The 18,541-nt window shown below is 69.3% G+C and carries 17 protein-coding genes; 14 read left to right on the top strand and 3 right to left on the bottom strand.

Translation table 11 applies throughout. The annotated features are described in order from the left end of the window. The first annotated feature begins 72 nt into the window (after window positions 1-72). On the top strand, window positions 73-1,461 hold the full coding sequence (locus MRBLMD1_RS11375; protein ID WP_159632099.1) for a sigma 54-interacting transcriptional regulator: 1,389 nt from the start codon (window positions 73-75) through the stop codon (window positions 1,459-1,461). A 14-nt stretch (window positions 1,462-1,475) separates the two neighbouring features. Next, window positions 1,476-3,479: a vWA domain-containing protein gene (locus MRBLMD1_RS11370; protein WP_364399537.1), complete on the top strand. Its 2,004-nt coding sequence runs from the start codon at window positions 1,476-1,478 to the stop codon at window positions 3,477-3,479. Here MRBLMD1_RS11370 and MRBLMD1_RS11365 read toward each other — a convergent pair. Next, complete coding sequence (locus tag MRBLMD1_RS11365) at window positions 3,476-5,617, bottom strand: glycogen debranching N-terminal domain-containing protein (protein WP_364399535.1); 2,142 nt, start codon at window positions 5,615-5,617, stop codon at window positions 3,476-3,478. The genes MRBLMD1_RS11370 and MRBLMD1_RS11365 overlap by 4 nt on opposite strands. Before the next feature lie 148 nt (window positions 5,618-5,765). Here MRBLMD1_RS11365 and MRBLMD1_RS11360 point away from each other — a divergent pair, with 148 nt between their 5' ends. From MRBLMD1_RS11360 to hrpB, 6 genes are all read left to right on the top strand, one after another. After that, window positions 5,766-6,401: a dihydrofolate reductase family protein gene (locus tag MRBLMD1_RS11360; RefSeq protein ID WP_364399533.1), complete on the top strand. Its 636-nt coding sequence runs from the start codon at window positions 5,766-5,768 to the stop codon at window positions 6,399-6,401. A gap of 169 nt (window positions 6,402-6,570) precedes the next feature. Beyond that, a complete protein-coding gene (locus MRBLMD1_RS11355; RefSeq protein ID WP_364399531.1) occupies window positions 6,571-7,518 on the top strand; it encodes a 5'-3' exonuclease in 948 nt (315 codons plus the stop codon). Between the two features lie 136 nt (window positions 7,519-7,654). Beyond that, window positions 7,655-8,170, top strand: coding sequence for a flavin reductase family protein (locus MRBLMD1_RS11350; protein ID WP_364399529.1), 516 nt, complete (start codon window positions 7,655-7,657; stop codon window positions 8,168-8,170). Between the two features lie 112 nt (window positions 8,171-8,282). Further along, complete coding sequence (locus MRBLMD1_RS11345; protein ID WP_364399527.1) at window positions 8,283-8,585, top strand: hypothetical protein; 303 nt, start codon at window positions 8,283-8,285, stop codon at window positions 8,583-8,585. Next, entirely contained in the window at window positions 8,575-9,156 is a 582-nt protein-coding gene (locus tag MRBLMD1_RS11340) for a hypothetical protein (RefSeq protein ID WP_364399525.1), read from the top strand. Before MRBLMD1_RS11345 ends, MRBLMD1_RS11340 begins: the two co-directional genes overlap by 11 nt. A 42-nt stretch (window positions 9,157-9,198) precedes the next feature. After that, the gene (gene hrpB / locus MRBLMD1_RS11335) at window positions 9,199-11,808 is read left to right on the top strand and encodes an ATP-dependent helicase HrpB (protein ID WP_364399523.1); all 2,610 of its coding nucleotides are present in this window, start codon (window positions 9,199-9,201) and stop codon (window positions 11,806-11,808) included. 58 nt (window positions 11,809-11,866) lie between these two features. Here hrpB and MRBLMD1_RS11330 read toward each other — a convergent pair whose 3' ends face one another. After that, a complete protein-coding gene (locus MRBLMD1_RS11330; RefSeq protein ID WP_159632090.1) occupies window positions 11,867-12,544 on the bottom strand; it encodes an alpha/beta family hydrolase in 678 nt (225 codons plus the stop codon). 67 nt (window positions 12,545-12,611) lie between these two features. On the opposite strand from MRBLMD1_RS11330, the gene ligD reads away from it, so the two are divergent. Beyond that, on the top strand, window positions 12,612-13,634 hold the full coding sequence (gene ligD, locus MRBLMD1_RS11325) for a non-homologous end-joining DNA ligase (protein ID WP_364399521.1): 1,023 nt from the start codon (window positions 12,612-12,614) through the stop codon (window positions 13,632-13,634). A gap of 24 nt (window positions 13,635-13,658) precedes the next feature. Here the strand turns inward: ligD and MRBLMD1_RS11320 are convergent, their stop codons facing one another. Next, window positions 13,659-14,279, bottom strand: a complete 621-nt coding sequence (locus tag MRBLMD1_RS11320) for an L-threonylcarbamoyladenylate synthase (protein ID WP_141160539.1) — start codon at window positions 14,277-14,279, stop codon at window positions 13,659-13,661. Window positions 14,280-14,370: 91 nt separating this feature from the next. On the opposite strand from MRBLMD1_RS11320, the gene MRBLMD1_RS11315 reads away from it, so the two are divergent. The 5 genes from MRBLMD1_RS11315 to MRBLMD1_RS11295 all read left to right on the top strand — a co-directional run bounded on the left by MRBLMD1_RS11315 (window position 14,371) and on the right by MRBLMD1_RS11295 (window position 18,483). Continuing rightward, window positions 14,371-16,356 carry a DUF4118 domain-containing protein gene (locus tag MRBLMD1_RS11315; protein ID WP_236560793.1) on the top strand — a complete coding sequence of 662 codons (1,986 nt, stop codon included), beginning with the start codon at window positions 14,371-14,373 and terminating at the stop codon, window positions 16,354-16,356. Continuing rightward, complete coding sequence (locus MRBLMD1_RS11310) at window positions 16,353-17,072, top strand: response regulator (protein WP_159632088.1); 720 nt, start codon at window positions 16,353-16,355, stop codon at window positions 17,070-17,072. The genes MRBLMD1_RS11315 and MRBLMD1_RS11310 overlap by 4 nt, the downstream gene beginning before the upstream one ends. A gap of 115 nt (window positions 17,073-17,187) precedes the next feature. After that, on the top strand, window positions 17,188-17,619 hold the full coding sequence (locus MRBLMD1_RS11305; protein WP_159632087.1) for a VOC family protein: 432 nt from the start codon (window positions 17,188-17,190) through the stop codon (window positions 17,617-17,619). 100 nt (window positions 17,620-17,719) lie between these two features. Beyond that, on the top strand, window positions 17,720-17,956 hold the full coding sequence (locus tag MRBLMD1_RS11300) for a hypothetical protein (protein WP_224026020.1): 237 nt from the start codon (window positions 17,720-17,722) through the stop codon (window positions 17,954-17,956). Between the two features lie 20 nt (window positions 17,957-17,976). Continuing rightward, window positions 17,977-18,483 (top strand): HAD domain-containing protein, encoded by a 507-nt coding sequence (locus tag MRBLMD1_RS11295; protein WP_159632086.1) that lies wholly within the window; start codon window positions 17,977-17,979, stop codon window positions 18,481-18,483. The last annotated feature ends 58 nt before the right edge of the window (window positions 18,484-18,541 follow it).

The following is an 18,541-nucleotide window of genomic DNA, read 5'->3' as shown; positions in this document are numbered from 1 at the left end:
CGAGGCGCGGGGTCCCACAGGAATCTGGAGGAATCTATCGATTAGCCGCAAGGCGGGGATTACCGTAGAGGAGTGACTGATCGCCCCGATATCTACACCGTTGGTGAACTGCGTGCGGCAGGATACGTCCACAAGGACCTGAGGCACGAAATCCGCGACAACCTCCTGGCCGCCCTTGCTGCCGGACGTGACCCCTGGCCGGGCCTGTACGGCTTCAGCCGGACGGTGATTCCGCAGCTCGAGCGGGCCCTGCTCGCCGGCCATGACGTTGTCCTGCTGGGTGAGCGCGGGCAAGGCAAGACCCGTCTGCTCCGCACCCTGGCCGGACTGCTGGACGAGTGGTCGCCGGTGATCGAGGATTCGGAGCTGAACGAGCATCCCTTTGACCCGATCACCGAACAGTCCCGTGCCCGGGCACTGACGGAGGGGGACCGGCTGCGGGTGGCCTGGCGGCACCGTTCGGAGCGCTACGTGGAGAAGCTCGCCACCCCGGACACGTCGGTCGCTGACCTGATTGGTGACGTGGATCCGATGCGGGTGGCCGAGGGACGCCGCCTGGGGGACCCGGAAACCATCCACTACGGGCTGATCCCACGCTCCAACCGCGGCATCATCGCCATCAACGAGCTCCCGGACCTGGCTGAACGCATCCAGGTGGCCATGCTCAACGTCATGGAGGAACGGGACATCCAGATCCGCGGCTACGTGCTGCGGCTCCCGCTCGACGTGCTGGTGGTGGCATCAGCAAACCCGGAGGACTACACCAACCGCGGGCGCATCATCACCCCGCTGAAAGACCGCTTCGGTGCGGAGATCCGGACCCACTACCCCATCGAACTGGAAGACGAAGTAGCGGTCATCCGGCAGGAGGGCCGGCTCGTTGCGGACGTCCCCCCGTTCATCCTCGAGATCCTGGCAAGGTATACCCGGGCGCTGCGGGAGTCGCCCGCCATCAACCAGACGTCCGGCGTTTCGGCCCGGTTCGCCATCGCCGGGGCGGAGACGGTGGCCGCGGCGGCACTGCGGCGGGCCAGCCTGCGGGGGGAGGAGCAGGCGGTGGCCCGCATCATCGACCTGGAGCCCGCAGTGGAGGTGCTGACGGGCAAGATCGAGTTCGAATCCGGCGAGGAGGGGCGGGAGCAGGGTGTCCTTGACCACCTCCTGCGCACCGCCACTGCGGAAGCTGTCCGCGCGCACTTCCAGGGCCTGGACATGGGTCCGCTCGTGGCCGCCCTGGATGGGCACCGGACCGTCACCACGGGTGAACAGGTCACGGCGCAGGAGTTCCTGGGCAACCTCCCGTCGCTGAACGGCTCGGGGCTGTACGACGAAATCGGGCGGCGCCTGGGTGCGGCGAATGACGGACAGCTCGCCGCCGCCGTCGAACTGGCCCTTGAAGGGCTGTACCTGGGCCGCCGGATCTCCAAGGAATCCGACGACGAGGAAACCATCTACGGCTAGGCTCAGGAGGCACCATGGCCATCCACAAGCGGTCCGCCAAGTACGGCCGGTATACCGGCGGCCCGGACCCGCTCGCCCCGCCGGTTGACCTGGCCGAGGCGCTTGACGCCGTCGCCGAAGACGTCATGGCCGGCTACTCGCCCCGCCACGCCCTGCAGGAATTCCTGCGGCGCGGCGGCCGGAACCGGGACGGCCTGGATGACCTTGCCCGGCGCGTCCAGCAGCGGCGCCGCGACCTGCTCAGCCGGCACCGGCTGGACGGCACCCTGGACGAAGTAAAGAAGCTCCTGGACACCGCGGTGCTGGAGGAGCGCAAGCAACTGGCGCGGGACGCCATGATGGACAACACCGACCGTGCCTTCCGGGAGATGCAGCTGCAGAACCTCCCACCCTCCACGGCTGCGGCGGTCAATGAGCTGGCGTCCTACGATTGGCAATCGAGCGCAGCACGTGAGGCCTACGAACACATCAAGGACCTGCTGGGCCGGGAAGTCCTTGAGCAGCGCTTCGCCGGCATGAAGCAGGCGCTGGAGAGCGCCACCGATGAGGACCGGCAGGCAGTGAATGACATGCTCCGGGACCTGAACGAACTACTGGGCAAGCACCGGCGCGGGGAGGACACCGACGCCGACTTCCAGGACTTCATGGCCAAACACGGCCAGTTCTTTCCGGAGAACCCGGAGTCGGTGGAGGAGCTGGTGGACGCCCTCGCCCAGCGCGCCGCCGCCGCCCAGCGGCTCCTGCAGTCGATGTCCCCGGAGCAGCGCGGTGAGCTGATGCGGCTCTCCGCCCAGGCCTTCGGCTCGCCCGAACTGATGGCCCAGCTCAGCGAACTCGACGCCACCCTCCAGGCCCTCCGCCCGGGGGAGGACTGGACAGGCTCGGAACGGTTTGAAGGGCAGGAAGGCCTGGGACTGGGGGACGGCACCGGGGTGTTGCAGGACATCGCCGAACTCGACGAACTGTCCGAACAGCTCTCCCAGTCCTACAACGGCTCCCGCCTTGATGACCTGGACCTGGACGCGCTCACCCGCCAGCTTGGCGAAAACGCGGCCGTAAGTGCGCGTACCCTCGCGGAGATCGAGCGGGCCATGCAGGACGGCGGCTACCTGCGGCGTGGCGCCGACGGCGACCTCAGGCTGTCCCCGCAGGCCATGCGGCGGCTTGGGAAGTCCCTGCTCCGTGATGCTGCCAGGCAGTTGTCCGGCCGGCAGGGAAGCAGGGACACCAGGATGGCCGGGGCCGCAGGAGAACAGACGGGCTCGAGCCGGCAGTGGGAGTTCGGGGACGCCGAGCCGTGGGACGTCACCCGCACCGTGACCAACGCCATCCGGCGCACCATGGCCGACGGCGGTGACCCGGCCCGGGGACTGCGCCTCGCCGTCGGCGACATCGAAGTATCGGAAACGGAGGCCCGCACGCAGGCCGCCGTGGCCCTTTTGGTGGACGTGTCCTTCTCCATGGCTGCAGAAGGACGATGGGTTCCCATGAAGCGGACCGCGCTCGCACTGCACCACCTGGTGTCCACCCGCTTCCGCGGTGACCGGCTGGAGCTGATCACCTTCGGCCGCTATGCGCAGGCCATGGACATCGGAGAACTCACGGCGCTGCCCGCCCTCCGCGAACAGGGAACCAACCTGCACCACGGCCTGCTGCTGGCCGGCCGCTTCTTCCGCCGGCACCCGTCCATGCAGCCCGTCCTGCTGGTGGTCACGGACGGCGAACCCACGGCGCACCTCCTGCCCGACGGGGACTCCTGGTTCAACTGGCCGCCGGACGCGGAGACCATCCGCGCCACGGTTGCCGAACTGGACCGCCTTGGCCGCGCCGGCGTCCAGGCCACCTTTTTCCGCCTGGGCAACGACCCCGGCCTGGAGCGGTTTATCCAGCGGATGGCCCAGCGCGTGGACGGCCGGGTTGTGGCGCCCGAAGTGGGCGGCCTTGGAGCTGCCGTGGTGGGGGAGTACCTGCGCGCCCACGTCCGCAGCGCCTACGCCGACGGCGACTGGGATGTTTAGCTTTTGGCGTCCAGTCCGGCCTGCGAGATGAGCTCGGTCAGCCAGGGCCGGTGTTCGCGGTGGAACGTCAGGCCCTCCGGCAAGCCCTGCACCGCAGGTTCGCCGTCTCTGATGTCGATGGTGATCCGGCCGCCGGCCAGTGGAGCGTTGGTGATGTGCAGGTTCCCGTAGGACTGGGGCAGCGCCGGATCCATCCAAAAACCACCACGGGAGACGTGGGCGTCGTACCGCATCAGGCAGGTGATCAGCATGATCGGCGCGGTGGCCGCCCAGGCCTGAGGGGAGCAGGCCGTGGGGTAGGGCACCGGCTCGGCCACCTGCTCGCGGCTGAAGCCACAGAACAACTCCGGCAGCCGGCCGCCGGAAAAATCCGCGGCTTCGAGCAGGGCGGTGGCGATTCTCTGCGCCTCCTCGACGAATCCGTACCGCATCAGTCCGGCCGCAATAATGGCATTGTCATGCGGCCAGACTGAACCGTTGTGGTAGCTGGCCGGGTTGTAGGCCCCCATATTTGAGGCCAGGGTCCGGACACCCCAGCCACTGAACATCTCCGGCGACATCAGCCGTTCAGCCACCAGCGGCACCTTGTCATCGTCAACGATGCCGTGCCAGAGGCACTGCCCCATATTCGAGGCGCAGGCATCAACCGGCCGCTTGCGGCCGTCCAGGGCAACGGCGAAGTAGCCACGTTCCGGCAGCCAGAATTCCTCATTGAACCTTTTCTTCAACTGCGCCGCCTCGGCGGTGAGCCGGGCAGCCAACGGCGCGTCCCCGGCGTCGTACGCCATCCATGCCCGGGACAGCAACGCTGAGTAGACCAGAGCCTGCACCTCGCAAAGCGCGATGGGCGGCTCGGCAATGGTTCCGTCCGCGAAATTGATCCCGTCCCAGGAGTCCTTCCACCCCTGGTTGATAAGGCCCTGGTCGTTGAGGCGCTGGTACTCAACGAACCCGTCGCCGTCCTTGTCGCCGTAGGTCCTGACCCAGTCCAGGGCCCGGTCGGCGTTGGGCAGGAGGGCGGCTATGGCGTCCTTTCCGAACCCCCAGCGGCTGACCGATGCCAGGGTCATCACAAACTGCGGGGTGGCGTCCACGCTGCCGTAGTAGATGGATTTGCCGCCAAGCGCCAGCCCGGAGGACACGCCCAACCGGACTTCGTGCAGGATCTTCCCGGGTTCCTCCTCGCTCATCGGGTCCACTACCTTGCCCTGCCGGTCCGCCAGCGTCTGCAGGGTGCCCAAGGCCAGGGACGGGTCCACGGGCAGGGCCATCTCCGAAGCCCACAGCGAATCACGCCCGAACAGGGTCATGAACCATGGGGCACCGGCCGCCACCACTATCCGTTCCGGATGCTCAGGGTCCTCGATCCGGAGCGCGCCGAGGTCGTCATAGCTGCGCCGCAGCGCGCGTTCAATGGACCGGTTCGCCATCTGCAGCCTGGGGATTTTGGCCACCCATTCCTGGTGCCTCCGGTCACTCGGTGACACCCCGTGCCCGGCGGGGCGCGTAACGTTGTGCTGCCCTGCCGGTGCCACGCTCAACCGCGTGCTCCACTGGCCGTATCCGGGAACCACGGCGCGGTATGTGAGTGCGCCGGCGGAGGCGACGGCGCCGCGTCCCCTGACCAGGACAGCTTTCCGCAGGTCCTGCCAGGTCGCGCTGATAATCAGGGAATCGCCGTCGGCTCCGCGGGTGACGTCCCACCGCCGCTGGACCCTCGCCTCCTTCACCTCGAACAGATCGGCGAAGTCCGAATCGACGCCGACGGAGATGCTGCATTCAACGGGGTTGCCGGAATAGTTGCGGATCGTAATCTCCTCAACCACTCCGGCCGCCACTTCCCGCAGCCGCTCCACGATCAAGGGGCTGTCCGCATACCCGTCGGCCCGGGGAACGCGGCCGATGAACAGTGCCCGGTAGGGTTCCTTCGTCTCCGCCGCCAACGGCTCAAGGGGCTGGCCGTTCACCGTCATGCTCCACCCCGACAGGATGCGGGTGTCCTCATGGAAGACGCCGTGGGGCAGGTCCGGGTGGATATCACCATTGGCTGCGGAGATACAAAAACATGAGCCCTCGACCAGGGTCACGGTCCCTGCGCCCACAGGCCCCGCCGCTGTGTCTGCATTCCATCCAGCCATGTCCGCTCCTTAGACGGCTACGACGGTTCCGGCGCAATAGACGCTACGCCTGCGGCAGGGCTGATGAAAGGGCCGGACCCTTGTACCTCCGACCTGGCGGGCATAGCATTGCCGCCAAATCAACGCCGATCAGTCCAAGGAGCCGGCCATGGGCGCCACACCTGCCGAACCGTCCCAGGCACTCCTGATGGTGGACCTGATCATTTCGCTGGACGGTTACGCCTCCGCAGAGGGCTGGCCCGGGTGGTGGGGACTGGAGGGGCCCGAATACCTTGCCTGGCTGGACCAGGAATCGGCGAACAACTACACCTTCCTCCTGGGCGCGAATACGTACCGGCTGATGTACGGCATGTCTGCGCAGGCCGCGGCGAACCGGTCCGGTTTTTCCGAGGAGGAGGGCGCCAGCCTCACGGGGCTGTCCGCAGTACCGAAAATCGTGTTCTCTTCCTCGCTGCAGTCTCCCCTGGACTGGCCGAACTCGACCCTGGTAACCGGGGACGCGGTTGATGCGGTCCGCGAGCTGAAGCGTAGGGGAACGGGGCCCCTGAGTACCTTGGGCAGCATCAGCCTGGCACGGTCGTTGCTGGTGGCGGGCCTCGTGGACCGGTTCCGGCTGGTGGTCTTCCCCGTCATTACCGGCGCCACCGGGCGGGAGCGGATCTTCGATGGATATCCCGACGTCCGGCTGGACATGGTGCAGAGCAGGACGTTCGACGGCAGGCTCCAGCTGCTGGAGTACGTTCCCACGGTACTCACCGGCCCGCCCGGCACCGGGCAACCGTGACCGGGGCCCTTGGCGCCCCGACGTCCGGCTGAACCGCACGCAGCATGTCCGGTTCGAGCAGGCAGGCCGGGGCCTCCTGGGACTGGGAATCCCCGCGCAGTCCTTTCAGCCGCCACGGCGGAGATCGCGGCTACTGCCCGGGTGGCCATTTCCGTGTGAGGATCGAGGTATGCCCCAGCGCCTCATGCTGCTCGACACTGCCTCCTTGTACTTCCGCGCCTTCTACGGCCTGCCGGACACTATCCGCCGCCCGGACGGCACGCCGGTCAATGCCGTCCGCGGACTGCTGGACATGATTGCCCGGCTCAGTACCGACTACGGGGCCACCCACCTTGTGGCCTGCTGGGACGATGATTGGCGCCCGCAGTGGCGGGTGGACCTGATCCCCACCTACAAAGCCCACCGGGTGGCCCAGTCGGTACCCGGCGGCACCGACGTCGAAGTGGTGCCTGAGGGCCTGGAGGCGCAGCTGCCCATGATCCGCCGCGTGCTGGAGCTGGCCGGCATCGCCATTGTGGGAAGAGCGGAACACGAGGCCGACGACGTCGTGGGCACCTACGCCAGCCAGGCAGGCCTTCCCGTGGACGTCGTCACGGGCGACCGGGATCTTTTCCAGGTCTGCGACGACGACCGGAAGGTCCGGGTGATCTACACAGCCCGCGGCATGAAGAACCTCGAAGTCATCACCGAAGAAACCGTCGTGGCCAAGTACAAGGTCCTCCCGCAGCAGTACGCCGATTACGCCACGCTGCGCGGCGACGCCTCCGACGGCTTGCCCGGCGTGGCCGGGATCGGCGAGAAGACGGCGGCATCCCTGCTGCTCAAGTACGGCACCCTGGAACGGCTGCTGGCTGCCGCGGAAGACGACGACGGCGGCGTGTCCGGTCCCGTCCGGGCCAAACTCTCCGCCGCTGCCGCGTACCTCGAAGCAGCTCCCGCCGTCGTCCGCCTGGTGCGCGACCTCGAGCTGCCCACCCTTGAGCAGGCGGGCGCCCTGCTGCAGCCGGTGACGGGTGACCGGCGCGCCGAACTTGAGCGGCTGGCCATCGACTGGAACCTCGGCGGCTCCGTCCGCCGGCTGCTCGCCGCGCTGGACCAGCGGGCGCAGCCGGCATAACGGCCGGGAACCGATGACGCCGGATGTACGGCCGTGACCTTTCGTTGCGGTACGCGTCCGCGTGTTTCCGGCGGCTTGAGCGGCCCGGCCGGCTGGTGGTTTGGTGAGGTAACGATCCAGACGAGAGGGCCACTCCATGACAGTCACTTCAGATCTCGCTCCCCGCCGGCTTCGGGATATCTTCGGAACATTCGCCAGCGGCCTGACCGTGGTCACCGGTTCCACCCCCGGAGGGCCCGTGGGTTTCACCTGCCAGTCCTTTGCCTCCCTGTCGCTGGAACCGGCGCTCGTGACCTTCAGCCCGGCACGCACATCGAGCACGTGGCCGGTGCTGCGGAGGGCCGGTTCCTTCACCGTCAACATCCTCCCCGCGGAACACCAGCACCTCGCCGGACAGTTTGCCCGCCCGGGAACGGACAGGTTCGCGGAAGTCGCCCACACCCCCTCGCCGCTGGGGAATCCGGTCCTGGAGAACGCGCTCGCCTGGATCGACTGCGACCTCCATGCAGAGTACGACGGCGGTGACCACACCATTGTGGTGGCTGCCGTGCGGCACCTCCACGCGCGGGGCGACGCCGAGCCCCTGCTGTTCTTCAAGGGCCGGTACGCCGGACTCGCGCCGGCCGGGCACCTGCTCGAAGCGGCAGGCTGACTGCCGCCCCGCCTCCGCAGCCCTCCCCACTCTTGCTTCCGGCCCACGTGGTAGTAAGCTTACTGAGCATTACTAGTAAGCTTGCTGATTAAATGGGATGGGAGCAGGAGCCATGGGCGCAATATTCGGTACGGCCCTGTCACTGGCGCTGACCTTGGGCGGTGCTGCGGTGGCGGCGGCAGGTGGCCCCGGAGCGGCCCAGCACTACCTGGCCGGCCACGTCCTCCTCGGACTTGGCATTGGCCTGTTGATCGCCACTGCCCTCCGAACCGCAGCCCGCGTCCTCATGGCGCGGCCGGCCTCTCCGGTGCGCGTGGCTGCGGTGCCGGCGCCCACAGTTGATACCGCCACTGTGACGGTCCTGCCCGTGCGTTCCGCGTCCACCCTTCCGATGCGGGGCAGGCATGCGGCCTGAGCCGGAGAAACCGGCGGGACCCGCTCCGGCGGGGGCGTCCACTCCCGCACCCCGCCGCCGGGTCCGCGCCCTGATCATCCTGTGCTGCGCCGTGGTTGCATGCCTCGTCGCTGGCGCGGCAGCCGTCCGCCCGGGCGGCACGGACGACGACGTACTGCGAGGTTTTCAGATCCGCGTGCTGAGCATCAGCCAAGCTGCCTCCGAGAACAGGATGGACGGGGCGCTGGCCGCCCTGCAGGCGCTCGAAAAGGACCTTGGCGAAGCAGCGGCAGCAGGCCGTGTTTCGGCTGCCCGCTACCGCGGCATCGAGGACGCGCTGTCGGCCGTCCGGGCGGATATCGCCACGCAGGTGGCAGCTGCGGCTCCCACGGCATCGCCGGCCGCGGAGCCGGCCGCCGGCGCCCCGGCACCTGCCCTGGCAGACACCACCGGGACCGGGCCCAGCCCGGTGGCCCCGGTTGTTGAGGCCGTCGCCCCGGCCCCTGCCCCCGCCCCGGACGCGCACGGTTCACGACGGTCGGACACCGCAAAGGAAGCCAAAGGCAAGGGCCGGAGCCAAGGCAAACCCTGACCCGGGCGGAGGAGCGCTTGCCCGTCAAGGCAGAATGGACGGGTGATCCCTCCTGACGGCAACCCCGCTGCCGGTGCCTTCGACCTTGCTGCCATCGGTGCCGGTCTGGCCTTCCAAGGCTCCCTGCCCGCACTGCAGCAGGCAATGACAAGCGGCGCCGCCGTTGTCCAGGCTCCGCCGGGCACCGGCAAAACCACGCTCGTTCCGCCGCTGCTCGCCAATCTGTATGGCCGGTCCGGCCGCGTCATCGTCACCCAGCCCCGAAGGGTTGCCGCCCGGGCCGCCGCCCGCCGCCTCTCCGCCCTGGACGGCAGTGGCCTTGGCGGCCGCGTGGGCTACACGGTGCGCGGGGAACGCCAGGCGGGCCCGGCCACCCGGGTTGAGTTTGTCACCCCGGGCATCCTGTTGCGCCGGCTGCTGGCAGATCCCGCGCTCGAGGGGACGGCCGCCGTCGTCCTGGACGAAGTGCACGAGCGCGGCCTGGAAACGGACCTCCTTGTCGGCATGGTCGCGGAGGTCCGGGCGCTGCGCGGTGACCTCGCCGTCGTCGCCATGTCCGCAACGCTGGACGCAACCCGCTTCGCGGCGCTGCTGGCCGATTCCGACGGCGGCGGCCCGGCACCCGTGGTCGGCTGCGCTTCAGAGAATTATCCGCTGGAAGTGCAGTGGCTCCCGGCACCGGCGCCGCGGCTGGACGCCAGGGGAGTGGCGCCTGCCTTCCTGGACCACGTTGCAGCGGCAGCGGCGGACGCCCATGCCCGTGCACTCACCGCGGACAACGCCGTGGATGCCCTCGTGTTCCTTCCGGGCGCCAGGGAAGTCTCGCACGTGGCCGCGGCGCTCCGCGGCCGGCTGGGCCGCAGCGTAGAAGTGCTGGAACTTCACGGCCAGGTGGGGGCATCGGAGCAGGACCGGGCCGTGTCCGGGCGGAACCCCGGAGATCCCCCGAGGATCATAGCCTCCACCGATCTTGCCGAGTCCTCCCTGACGGTGCCCGGCGTCCGGCTGGTGGTCGACTCCGGCCTGACCCGGGAACCGCGGCGCGACTCAGGCCGCGGCATGAGCGGGCTGGTCACGGTCTCCTGCTCCCGGGCGTCGGCAGACCAGCGCGCCGGCCGCGCCGCACGGCAGGGTCCGGGGCAGGTGGTCCGCTGCTACACCCAGCAGGCCTACGGTGCGGCTCCGGCCCACGTCACCCCGGAAATCAACGTGGCAGACCTGACCGGCGCCGCCCTCACCCTGGCATGCTGGGGAGCGCCCGGCGGGAAGGGCCTCGCGCTCCCGGACGCGCCGCCCCGCCTGGCCATGGACGACGCCGTCGAGGTACTCCGCGAACTGGGCGCGGTATCGGACGACGGGCAGGTGACGGCCGCGGGCAGGGCCCTCGCTGCCATCCCCGCCGATCCCCGGCTGGCCCGGGCACTGCTCGACGGCGGCGCCTCCACCGGCCGCCGGCTCGCCGCCGAAGTGGTGGCCGCGGTCTCCGGAGACCACCGCGCACCTGGCGGCGACCTGCCCAGGCTGCTGGCGCAGCTCCGCGCGGACAAAGGCCCGGCGGGGAAGCGCTGGGCGGAGGAGTCCAGGCGGCTGGCTGCCGTGGCGCAGCGGAAAGGCGAGGTCGCCCTGCCGGATTCCCCCGGCGCCGCGGGAGGCTCCGACGCGGTGGGCGCCGTCGTCGCCCTCGCGTTTCCCGACCGCATAGGCCGCCGCGTGCCGGGCAGCGAGGGGGCAGGACAGTACCTGCTGACATCCGGCACCCGGGCAGGCCTGCCCGCGGGCAGCACGTTGTCAGGCCACGAGTGGCTGGCCGTGGCCGAAGTGTCCCGGGCCTCGGGCCGGGACGCGGGGGGCACCGGCGCCGTAATCCGGGCCGCCGCACCCCTGGCCGCCACCATGGCCGAAACGGCGGCGTCGCACCTGCTGGCAGACACGGTGGAAGCGGACTTCAGCGGAGGCCGGCTGAGCGCGCGCAGGACACGGCGGCTGGGTGCCATCATGCTCTCGGCCACGCCGGTACGCCCCAGCGCCGAACAGGGACGGAGGGCCGTGGCGGTCGCATTGCAGTCCCAGGGGCTGGCGGCCCTGCCCTGGTCGACGGCGGCGGCTTCCTTCCGGCGCAGGCTCGCGTTCCTGCACCGCCAGCTGGGAGGGCCCTGGCCGGATATGTCGGACACCGCGCTGCTGGAGCGGCTGGAAGAGTGGCTGGGGCCCGAACTGGAGGACCTTGCGGCCGGGAAACCGTTGGCCTCCCTGGACCTGGCGGACCCCCTGCGCCGCCTCCTGCCCTGGCCGGAAGCGGCCCGGCTAAGTGAGCTGGCCCCCGAAAGCCTTGAGGTCCCCAGCGGCTCCCGCATCCGGATCGATTATCCGGAACCGGGCGATGATGGTGCGGCGCCTGTCGTCGCTGTGAAACTGCAGGAGTGTTTCGGACTCGCCGAGTCCCCGCGGCTTGTGGACGGGCGCGTACCGGTCCTGTTCCACCTGCTCTCCCCGGCCCGGCGGCCCCTCGCCGTGACGGATGACCTGACCTCTTTCTGGTCCGGCCCGTACACCCAAGTCCGGGGCGAAATGCGCGGCCGCTACCCCAAACACCCCTGGCCCGAGGACCCCTGGACGGCCCCCGCCACCGCACGCACCAAGCAACGCCGGTAGCCGCGCCCCGGCGCCCCTGTCATGAGGCCTACAGGCATGGGCAGGGAGGGCCGGCTCTTCAGCTGTGCGCTGCGATGAATGCGGCCACAGGGGCTGCCAGGGATGCGCCCACTTCCCCGGCCGGCCGCTTCTTTCCCGCCACCGCGAAGGAGTGGTCACCGCCCTCCGCCCACTGGAGCACGGCGTTGGGCCCGATCCGGGAGACTACATCCTCGAGGATCCCCGGGGTGGCAAACGTGTCCCGGGTTCCCTGCAGGAACAGCATCGGGACGCCCAGCCCGTACAGGTGTTCATCCCGGAGCTTCTCCGGCTTCCCGGGAGCGTGCAGGGGATAGCCCAAGTAGACCAGCCCCGCCACGTCCATGCCTTCGGCTGCAGCCATGGACGCCATCCTCCCCCCGAACGACTTGCCCGCCGCCCACACGGGGCCGCGGTCACCGTGGGCGTCTGCCTGCGCCCGCGCGGCGGCCATGGCGGCCCGCCAGGCGGCGATGGCCATGGGAGGACGGTCAGGGAACTTCCGCCCCGCCTCGCGGTAGGGGAAATTGAAGCGCAGGGTGGCCAGGCCCAGGCTGTTCAGGGCATCGGTGAAGCCGTGAAGGAAAGGGTGCTCCATGCCGGCGCCGGCGCCGTGTGCCACCACCACGGTGGCAGTGGGCTCTTCAGGGCGGGCGTAAACGGCGGAAAACGAGGCGTCCCCCACGGCGACGGTGAGCTGCTCATCGGATGCTGGCATGGGTCCATCATGCCGGAGGGTGGCGGATGTACCCATCCCTGCCGGTGGCGGGGTGTACGTTGTCCCCATGGCGAGTGAACAGACCACCATCACCGTGCAAGGCCCCAACGGACCGCGCGACATGCGCATTTCCAGTCCCAGCCGCGTTCTCTGGCCGGACCTGGGCCTCACCAAACTGGATCTGGTGAACTACATCTGCGATGTGGGGGAGGCGTTCATCGCCGCCAACGGGGACCGGCCCGTCTCACTTCAGCGGTATTCGGGCAACATCGACGGCGAGATGTTCTTCTCCAAGAACCCGCCCAAGGGCACGCCGGACTTCATCCGCTCCGTCAAAGTGGTCTACCCCAGTGCCCGGTCCCACCCTCAGCTGGTGTTCGACGAGCCTGCGGCCGCCGTCTGGGCCGTCCAGATGAACACGGTGGTGTTCCACCCCTGGCCTTCGCGCGCCGAAAACACTGACAACCCCGACCAGCTGCGCATCGACCTCGACCCGCAGCCCGGCACCGACTTCGATGACGCAGTCCCCGCGGCCCTGGTGCTGAAGGAAGTCCTTGCCGAGGCGGGGCTTACCTGCTTCATCAAGACCTCCGGGAACCGCGGACTCCATGTCTACGCGCCCATCGAACCCACCCGCGAGTTCCTGGACGTCCGGCACGCGGTCATCGCCGCTGCCCGGGAAGTGGAGCGGCGCATCCCGGACAAAGTGACCACCGCCTGGTGGAAGGAAGAACGGGGCCGGCGCGTCTTCCTGGACTTCAACCAGGCCAACCGGGACCGCACCATCGCCGGCGCCTACAGCCCGCGTGCCCTCCCGCACGCCCCGGTGTCCTGCCCCATTACCTGGGACGAACTGGAGCAGGCGGATCCGAAGAACTTCACCATCCTTACCGTGCCGGAGCGGCTGAAGACGGTGGGTGACCCGTGGGCGGACTTCAGTGCCGCTCCCGGCACCATCGACACCCTGCTGCAGTGGTGGGACCGTGACTGCAAGGCCGGCCTGGGAGAACTGCCCTTCCCGCCCGATTACCCCAAGATGCCGGGCGAACCGCCGCGGGTGCAGCCCAGCAGGGCGCGCAAGCAGGACTGACCCACCGCCGCGGCCGGCCGGTGGTCACTCGAAGCGGGACGGATCGCCCATGCCTCGGCGCACAACCTCGGCCACACCGCTGGAGAAGTCGACAACGGTGGTGGGCTCGGCGCCGCAGTCGCCGGCGTCAATCACGGCATCCACCTGGTGGTCCAGGCGTTCCTTGATCTCCCAGCCCACGGTCAGCGGTTCCTCCTCGTCCGGCAGCAGCAGGGTGCTGGACAGCAGCGGCTCGCCCAGTTCGGCGAGCAGCGCCTGGACCACACGGTTGTCCGGGATGCGCACCCCCACCGTCTTCTTCTTGGGGTGGAGCAGCCGCTTGGGAACCTCCTTGGTGGCGGGCAGGATGAACGTGTAGCTGCCGGGGGTGACGGCCTTGATGCTCCGGAAGACGTCGTTGCCGATGTTCACGAACTGTCCCAGCTGCGCGAAATCCCGGCACACCAGTGTGAAGTGGTGCTTGTCATCCAGGTGCCGGATGCTCCTGATCCGGTCCAGGGCCTCCCGGTTTCCCATCTGTGCCCCCAGCGCGTAGCAGGAGTCCGTGGGGTACGCGATCAGGCCGCCGTCGCGGATAATCTTCACTGCCTGCGCGATGGCGCGGGGCTGGGGGTCGTGGGGATGAACGTCAAAGAATCTGGCCATCCCCCGAGCCTACGTTCCCGGGGGCCCCACCGCACCATGTTCCGGCGCCCCCTGGCGTGCGGGGATGGGCGTTGGTGGGAGAATATGCGTCATGGCTAGGGAACGCATCGTCATCGGCCTCAACGGCAGCGACGACGGAGACCTCCTGGTGCACCGGGCCGCCAAGCTCCTTGAGCGGGCCGGCGGGGGCGAGATCCTGGCCATCCATGTCCGGACCCCCTCCGGTGCCGGGAGCGAATCGCCCCACGCACTCGAGTCCCAGCGGCGGCAGGTGGCGGAGCTGGGCGGGAGCTACCACGCGCTGACCGCCGGCGACGTGTCCGCGGCCCTCCTGGACTACGCCCGGGCTTCGCGCGCCACGCACATCCTTGTCGGGCAGAGCCGTCGCAGGTTCACCGTCCTGTCCGGTGGAAGCGTGGAAGCCAAGGTTGTGCGCGGGGCAGGGGACATCGACGTCCAGGTGGTGCCCCGGCCCGTGGCGGCCAGGAGCCGCAAGCGCCGCACCGGGCTGGGACGGCGCAGGGTCATTGCCGGTTTCGCGCTCGCCGCCGTCCTGCCCGCAGGCCTGCAGTTGCTGCTCGCAGTCTTTGACCACAGCGTTGCCACGGCGGCACTGCTCCAACTGGCCGGCGCGGTGGCCGTAGCCCTGGTTGGCGGCTTGTGGCCGGCGGTTGCCGGTGCGCTGTGGAGCAGCCTGCTGGTGAACTATTTCTCCACCCCGCCGCTGTATGACCTTGCCATCCGTGACCCGCAGGATGTCCTGTCCCTGGCTGTATTCGCCGGCGTGGCCGTAGCGGTGGCAGGGGTGGTGGACCGCTCCGCCCGGCGGTCCAAGGAGGCGTCAACGGCGCGGGCCGAGGCAGCCACGCTGGCCGACCTGGCCCTGGCCGCATCCCGCGAGGAGGACAACCTCAAAGGGCTGCTCGCGGAAGCAGTCAGCGTCTTCGGTGCCGACGGTGCCGCCGTCGTCACCCGGGCCCCGTCCGGGGCAGACGCGGAGGGCGTGATGGTGGACGGTGTGATGGTCGACGACGGCGGGTTGGCTGATGGCGGGTTGGGCGACGGTGGCGGGGCGGGCCCTGGGCGCGGTGCATGGCAGGTGATCGCCGCCGCGGGGGATGCGACCGGCCGGCCGGTGATGCCGGGTGGGCCAGGAACCACGGTTGAACCGGTGGACGGGGAAACGTTCCTGGTGCTGGCGGGCCGTGCGGTTCCGCCGTCCGGGCGGCGGCTCCTGGCAGCCTTCGCCGTGCACGTCAAAGCGCAGCTCGAACGCCGGCAGCTGGCCGCAACCAGGAATGAGATCCTCCGACTCGCCGAGGGCAATATCATGCGGACCGCGATTCTCCGGGCCGTCTCCCACGACCTTCGGACACCCCTGGCCGGCATCAAGCTGGCCGCCGGGGGACTGCTGCAGAACGGCGTCTCCTACACCCGCGCAGAGCAGCAGGACCTGCTGGAAACCATTGACGCCTGCACCGACCGGCTGGACCTGCTGGTGGGCAACCTCCTGGACATGTCACGCATCACCGCCCAGTCGGTGGAACCATTGCTGGGTCCGGTCCGCTGGACCGAGGTGGTGGATGCGGCCCTGCGCGGGCTGCCGGCAGGGGCGGTGACGGTGGCGCTGCCTGCGAACATGCCGCCCGTGGACGCCGATCCCGGCCTGCTGGAGCGGGTGGTCGCCAACATCCTGGAGAATGCGCTGAAATACGCGGCCGGAAGCCGTGTGGTGGTGGCGGGCGGGCCGGACGGCAGCGTCCTTGACGGCCATCCCTGCGGCGAACTGCAGATCATCGACCACGGCCCCGGGGTCCCTGCCCGCAAGGTGGTGGACATGTTCCGGCCTTTCCAGCGGCTCGACGACCGGTCGCAGTCCAGCGGGATAGGGCTGGGCCTGTCAGTGGCACAGGGCTTCATCCAGTCCATGCGGGGCACGCTTACAGCTGCCGAAACCCCAGGTGGCGGCCTGACCATGGTGATCCGGCTGCCCCTCTCCACCGGCATCCCGGCCGGTATCCCGGCGGCCGGGTACCCCGGCGGCGGCGAGCCCACCACCGCGGCGGGCCAGCCATGACCGCCAACCACGCCGGCACCAAAACCGGAAACCTGCCCCCGGCAGCGCGGGTACTGGTCATCGACGACGATCCGCACCTCCTCAAGGCCCTTCGGATCACGCTCGCAGCGCACGGCTACGCCGTGGACACGGCCGTGGACGGCGCCTCCGCCCTCGCCGCGGCCTCGCGCCAGGCACCGGATCTGCTGGTCCTCGACCTCGGGTTGCCGGACATGGACGGGACCGAAGTCCTGCGGAACCTCCGCCGCTGGAGCGCGGCGCCGGTGCTGGTCCTGTCCGCCCGCCACGGGTCCCCGGACAAGGTGGGCGCGCTGGACGCCGGCGCCGACGACTACATCACCAAACCGTTCGGGCTTGATGAACTGCTGGCACGGCTGCGTGCCCTGCTGCGCAGGGTGCCAGAGCCCGAATCCCGCCCCGTGGTCAGCTCTGCCGGTTTCACCGTTGACCTTGTGGCCCGGCAGGTCCTGCGTGCCGGGCAGCCGGTAAGGCTCACCCCCACGGAGTGGAACATCCTCGAAATCCTGGTCCGGAACCCGTCGCGTCTGATTTCGCAGCAGCAGTTGCTGTCCGAGGTCTGGGGGCCGTCCTACCGGAAGGAGGTCAACTACCTCCGCGTCTACATGGCCCAGTTGAGAAGGAAGCTGGAAGAGGACCCCGGCAACCCGCGGCACCTGCTGACCGAAGCCGGGGCAGGCTACCGTTTCGTACCCTGAAACGAGGAGTGAACAGGGTAGTCTTCCCCTACCCGCCCGCCTCCGGATGGGGCAGGATGTTGAGTGGCCGAGTCCCGGCCGAAGCAGTCCCGGCCCCTGTGAAGGAGATCCTGCCATGCCCACAATCCTCAATCCCTACATCAGCTTCCGTGACAACGCCCGCGATGCCATGAACTTCTACCAGTCCGTCTTCGGCGGCGAACTCACGCTCAGCACGTTCGCCGACTTCCAGGCCAGCGAGGACCCCACGGAAGCGCAAAAGATCATGCACGGCATGCTGACCACCACCCAGGGCCTGGTGCTCATGGGCGCTGACACCCCGAACAGCATGGAGTACCACCCGGGGTCCTCCATTTCCATCTCGCTCAGCGGCGATAACGAGGTGGAGCTCCGCGGCTACTACGAGAAGCTGAGCGGCGACGGGGGAGCGGTGACCGTCCCCATGGAGAAGGCGCCGTGGGGTGACGTTTTTGGCATGTGCACGGACCGGTTCGGCGTCGCCTGGCTGGTCAACGTCAACGCAGCGCAGCCGACGGCGGCACCCTGACCGCCCGCCGGGCCGTCACTTGCTTTCCCGCGCCGGTCCCCGTCCGTCAAGGCCGGGCCCACTCCTTGAGGGAGGGGCCCGCGACTGCGAGGATTAACGGGTGAGGTCCTTCATGGAGTTCCTGTCCGACAAATGGTGGATGTTTCCGCTGATGGCGTTCGCCGGCCAGTGGGCAGGCGGCTGGCGGCGCGCGGGAGAACGAACAGCCTACAAACGGGCCCGGCGTGAGCTGGACGGCCTCATCGTCCTCCCTGACGTCACCCCGGCGGCCCTTGAGGGGAAGATCGCCCCGGAACTGGATGCGGGCCCCCGCCCGGCACAGTTCCACCAGGGCTGAAGCTGCCGCAGGGTTGCGGCGTGGGCTGCACGCTTTACCTGGACGTCGACGGCGTGGTCTGCCCCTTCGGCCCCCAGGGAACCACCGACTGGGGTTCCCCCTGGCAGCAGGCCGACGCCGGGCTGTTGCCCGTCACGTTCGCCGCCGAACTCGTGGCGGGGCTGAACACCTTGGCCCGGACGCCCGGGCTGCGTTGTGTCTGGCTGACCAGCTGGGAGGAACTGGCGCCCCAATATCTGTGTCCCGCCGTCGGACTGAAGGGCAGCCGCTGGCCGTACCTGAGCGCGGACGGGGCAGCCGGAGGGACCGGCTGGTGGAAACTCCGGGCCATCCAGGACGACGTCGAAAGCACCGGGCCCGAAGCCGTCGCCTGGGTGGATGACCAGTTGGCGTTCGAGGCGGAAGCGCAGCGCTGGGCACGGTTCCTGGGCCGGCGGATCCTTACCGTCTCGCCCCATCCCCGGCGCGGAATCACGCCCGCCGAACTGGAGAGGATCCGTTCTTTCCTGGCGCAGCCCGTGTTTTGACCTCATGCCGGGGACGCGTACGATCGATAAGGTTTCCCGCCGGTTGTGCCAACACCGC

This window comes from Pseudarthrobacter sp. LMD1-1-1.1, assembly GCF_040676255.1.
Lineage (GTDB): Bacteria > Actinomycetota > Actinomycetes > Actinomycetales > Micrococcaceae > Arthrobacter.
This window is presented reverse-complemented; position numbering and strand designations above follow the sequence as displayed.

Coding starts and splice junctions, on each gene's coding strand:
- MRBLMD1_RS11370 (WP_364399537.1), top strand. CDS start 1,476: ATGGCCATCCACAAGCGGTCCGCCAAGTACGGCCGGTATACCGGCGGC.
- MRBLMD1_RS11365 (WP_364399535.1), bottom strand. CDS start 5,617: ATGGCTGGATGGAATGCAGACACAGCGGCGGGGCCTGTGGGCGCAGGG.
- MRBLMD1_RS11360 (WP_364399533.1), top strand. CDS start 5,766: ATGGGCGCCACACCTGCCGAACCGTCCCAGGCACTCCTGATGGTGGAC.
- MRBLMD1_RS11355 (WP_364399531.1), top strand. CDS start 6,571: ATGCCCCAGCGCCTCATGCTGCTCGACACTGCCTCCTTGTACTTCCGC.
- MRBLMD1_RS11350 (WP_364399529.1), top strand. CDS start 7,655: ATGACAGTCACTTCAGATCTCGCTCCCCGCCGGCTTCGGGATATCTTC.
- MRBLMD1_RS11345 (WP_364399527.1), top strand. CDS start 8,283: ATGGGCGCAATATTCGGTACGGCCCTGTCACTGGCGCTGACCTTGGGC.
- MRBLMD1_RS11340 (WP_364399525.1), top strand. CDS start 8,575: ATGCGGCCTGAGCCGGAGAAACCGGCGGGACCCGCTCCGGCGGGGGCG.
- MRBLMD1_RS11330 (WP_159632090.1), bottom strand. CDS start 12,544: ATGCCAGCATCCGATGAGCAGCTCACCGTCGCCGTGGGGGACGCCTCG.
- ligD (WP_364399521.1), top strand. CDS start 12,612: ATGGCGAGTGAACAGACCACCATCACCGTGCAAGGCCCCAACGGACCG.
- MRBLMD1_RS11320 (WP_141160539.1), bottom strand. CDS start 14,279: ATGGCCAGATTCTTTGACGTTCATCCCCACGACCCCCAGCCCCGCGCC.
- MRBLMD1_RS11315 (WP_236560793.1), top strand. CDS start 14,371: ATGGCTAGGGAACGCATCGTCATCGGCCTCAACGGCAGCGACGACGGA.
- MRBLMD1_RS11310 (WP_159632088.1), top strand. CDS start 16,353: ATGACCGCCAACCACGCCGGCACCAAAACCGGAAACCTGCCCCCGGCA.
- MRBLMD1_RS11305 (WP_159632087.1), top strand. CDS start 17,188: ATGCCCACAATCCTCAATCCCTACATCAGCTTCCGTGACAACGCCCGC.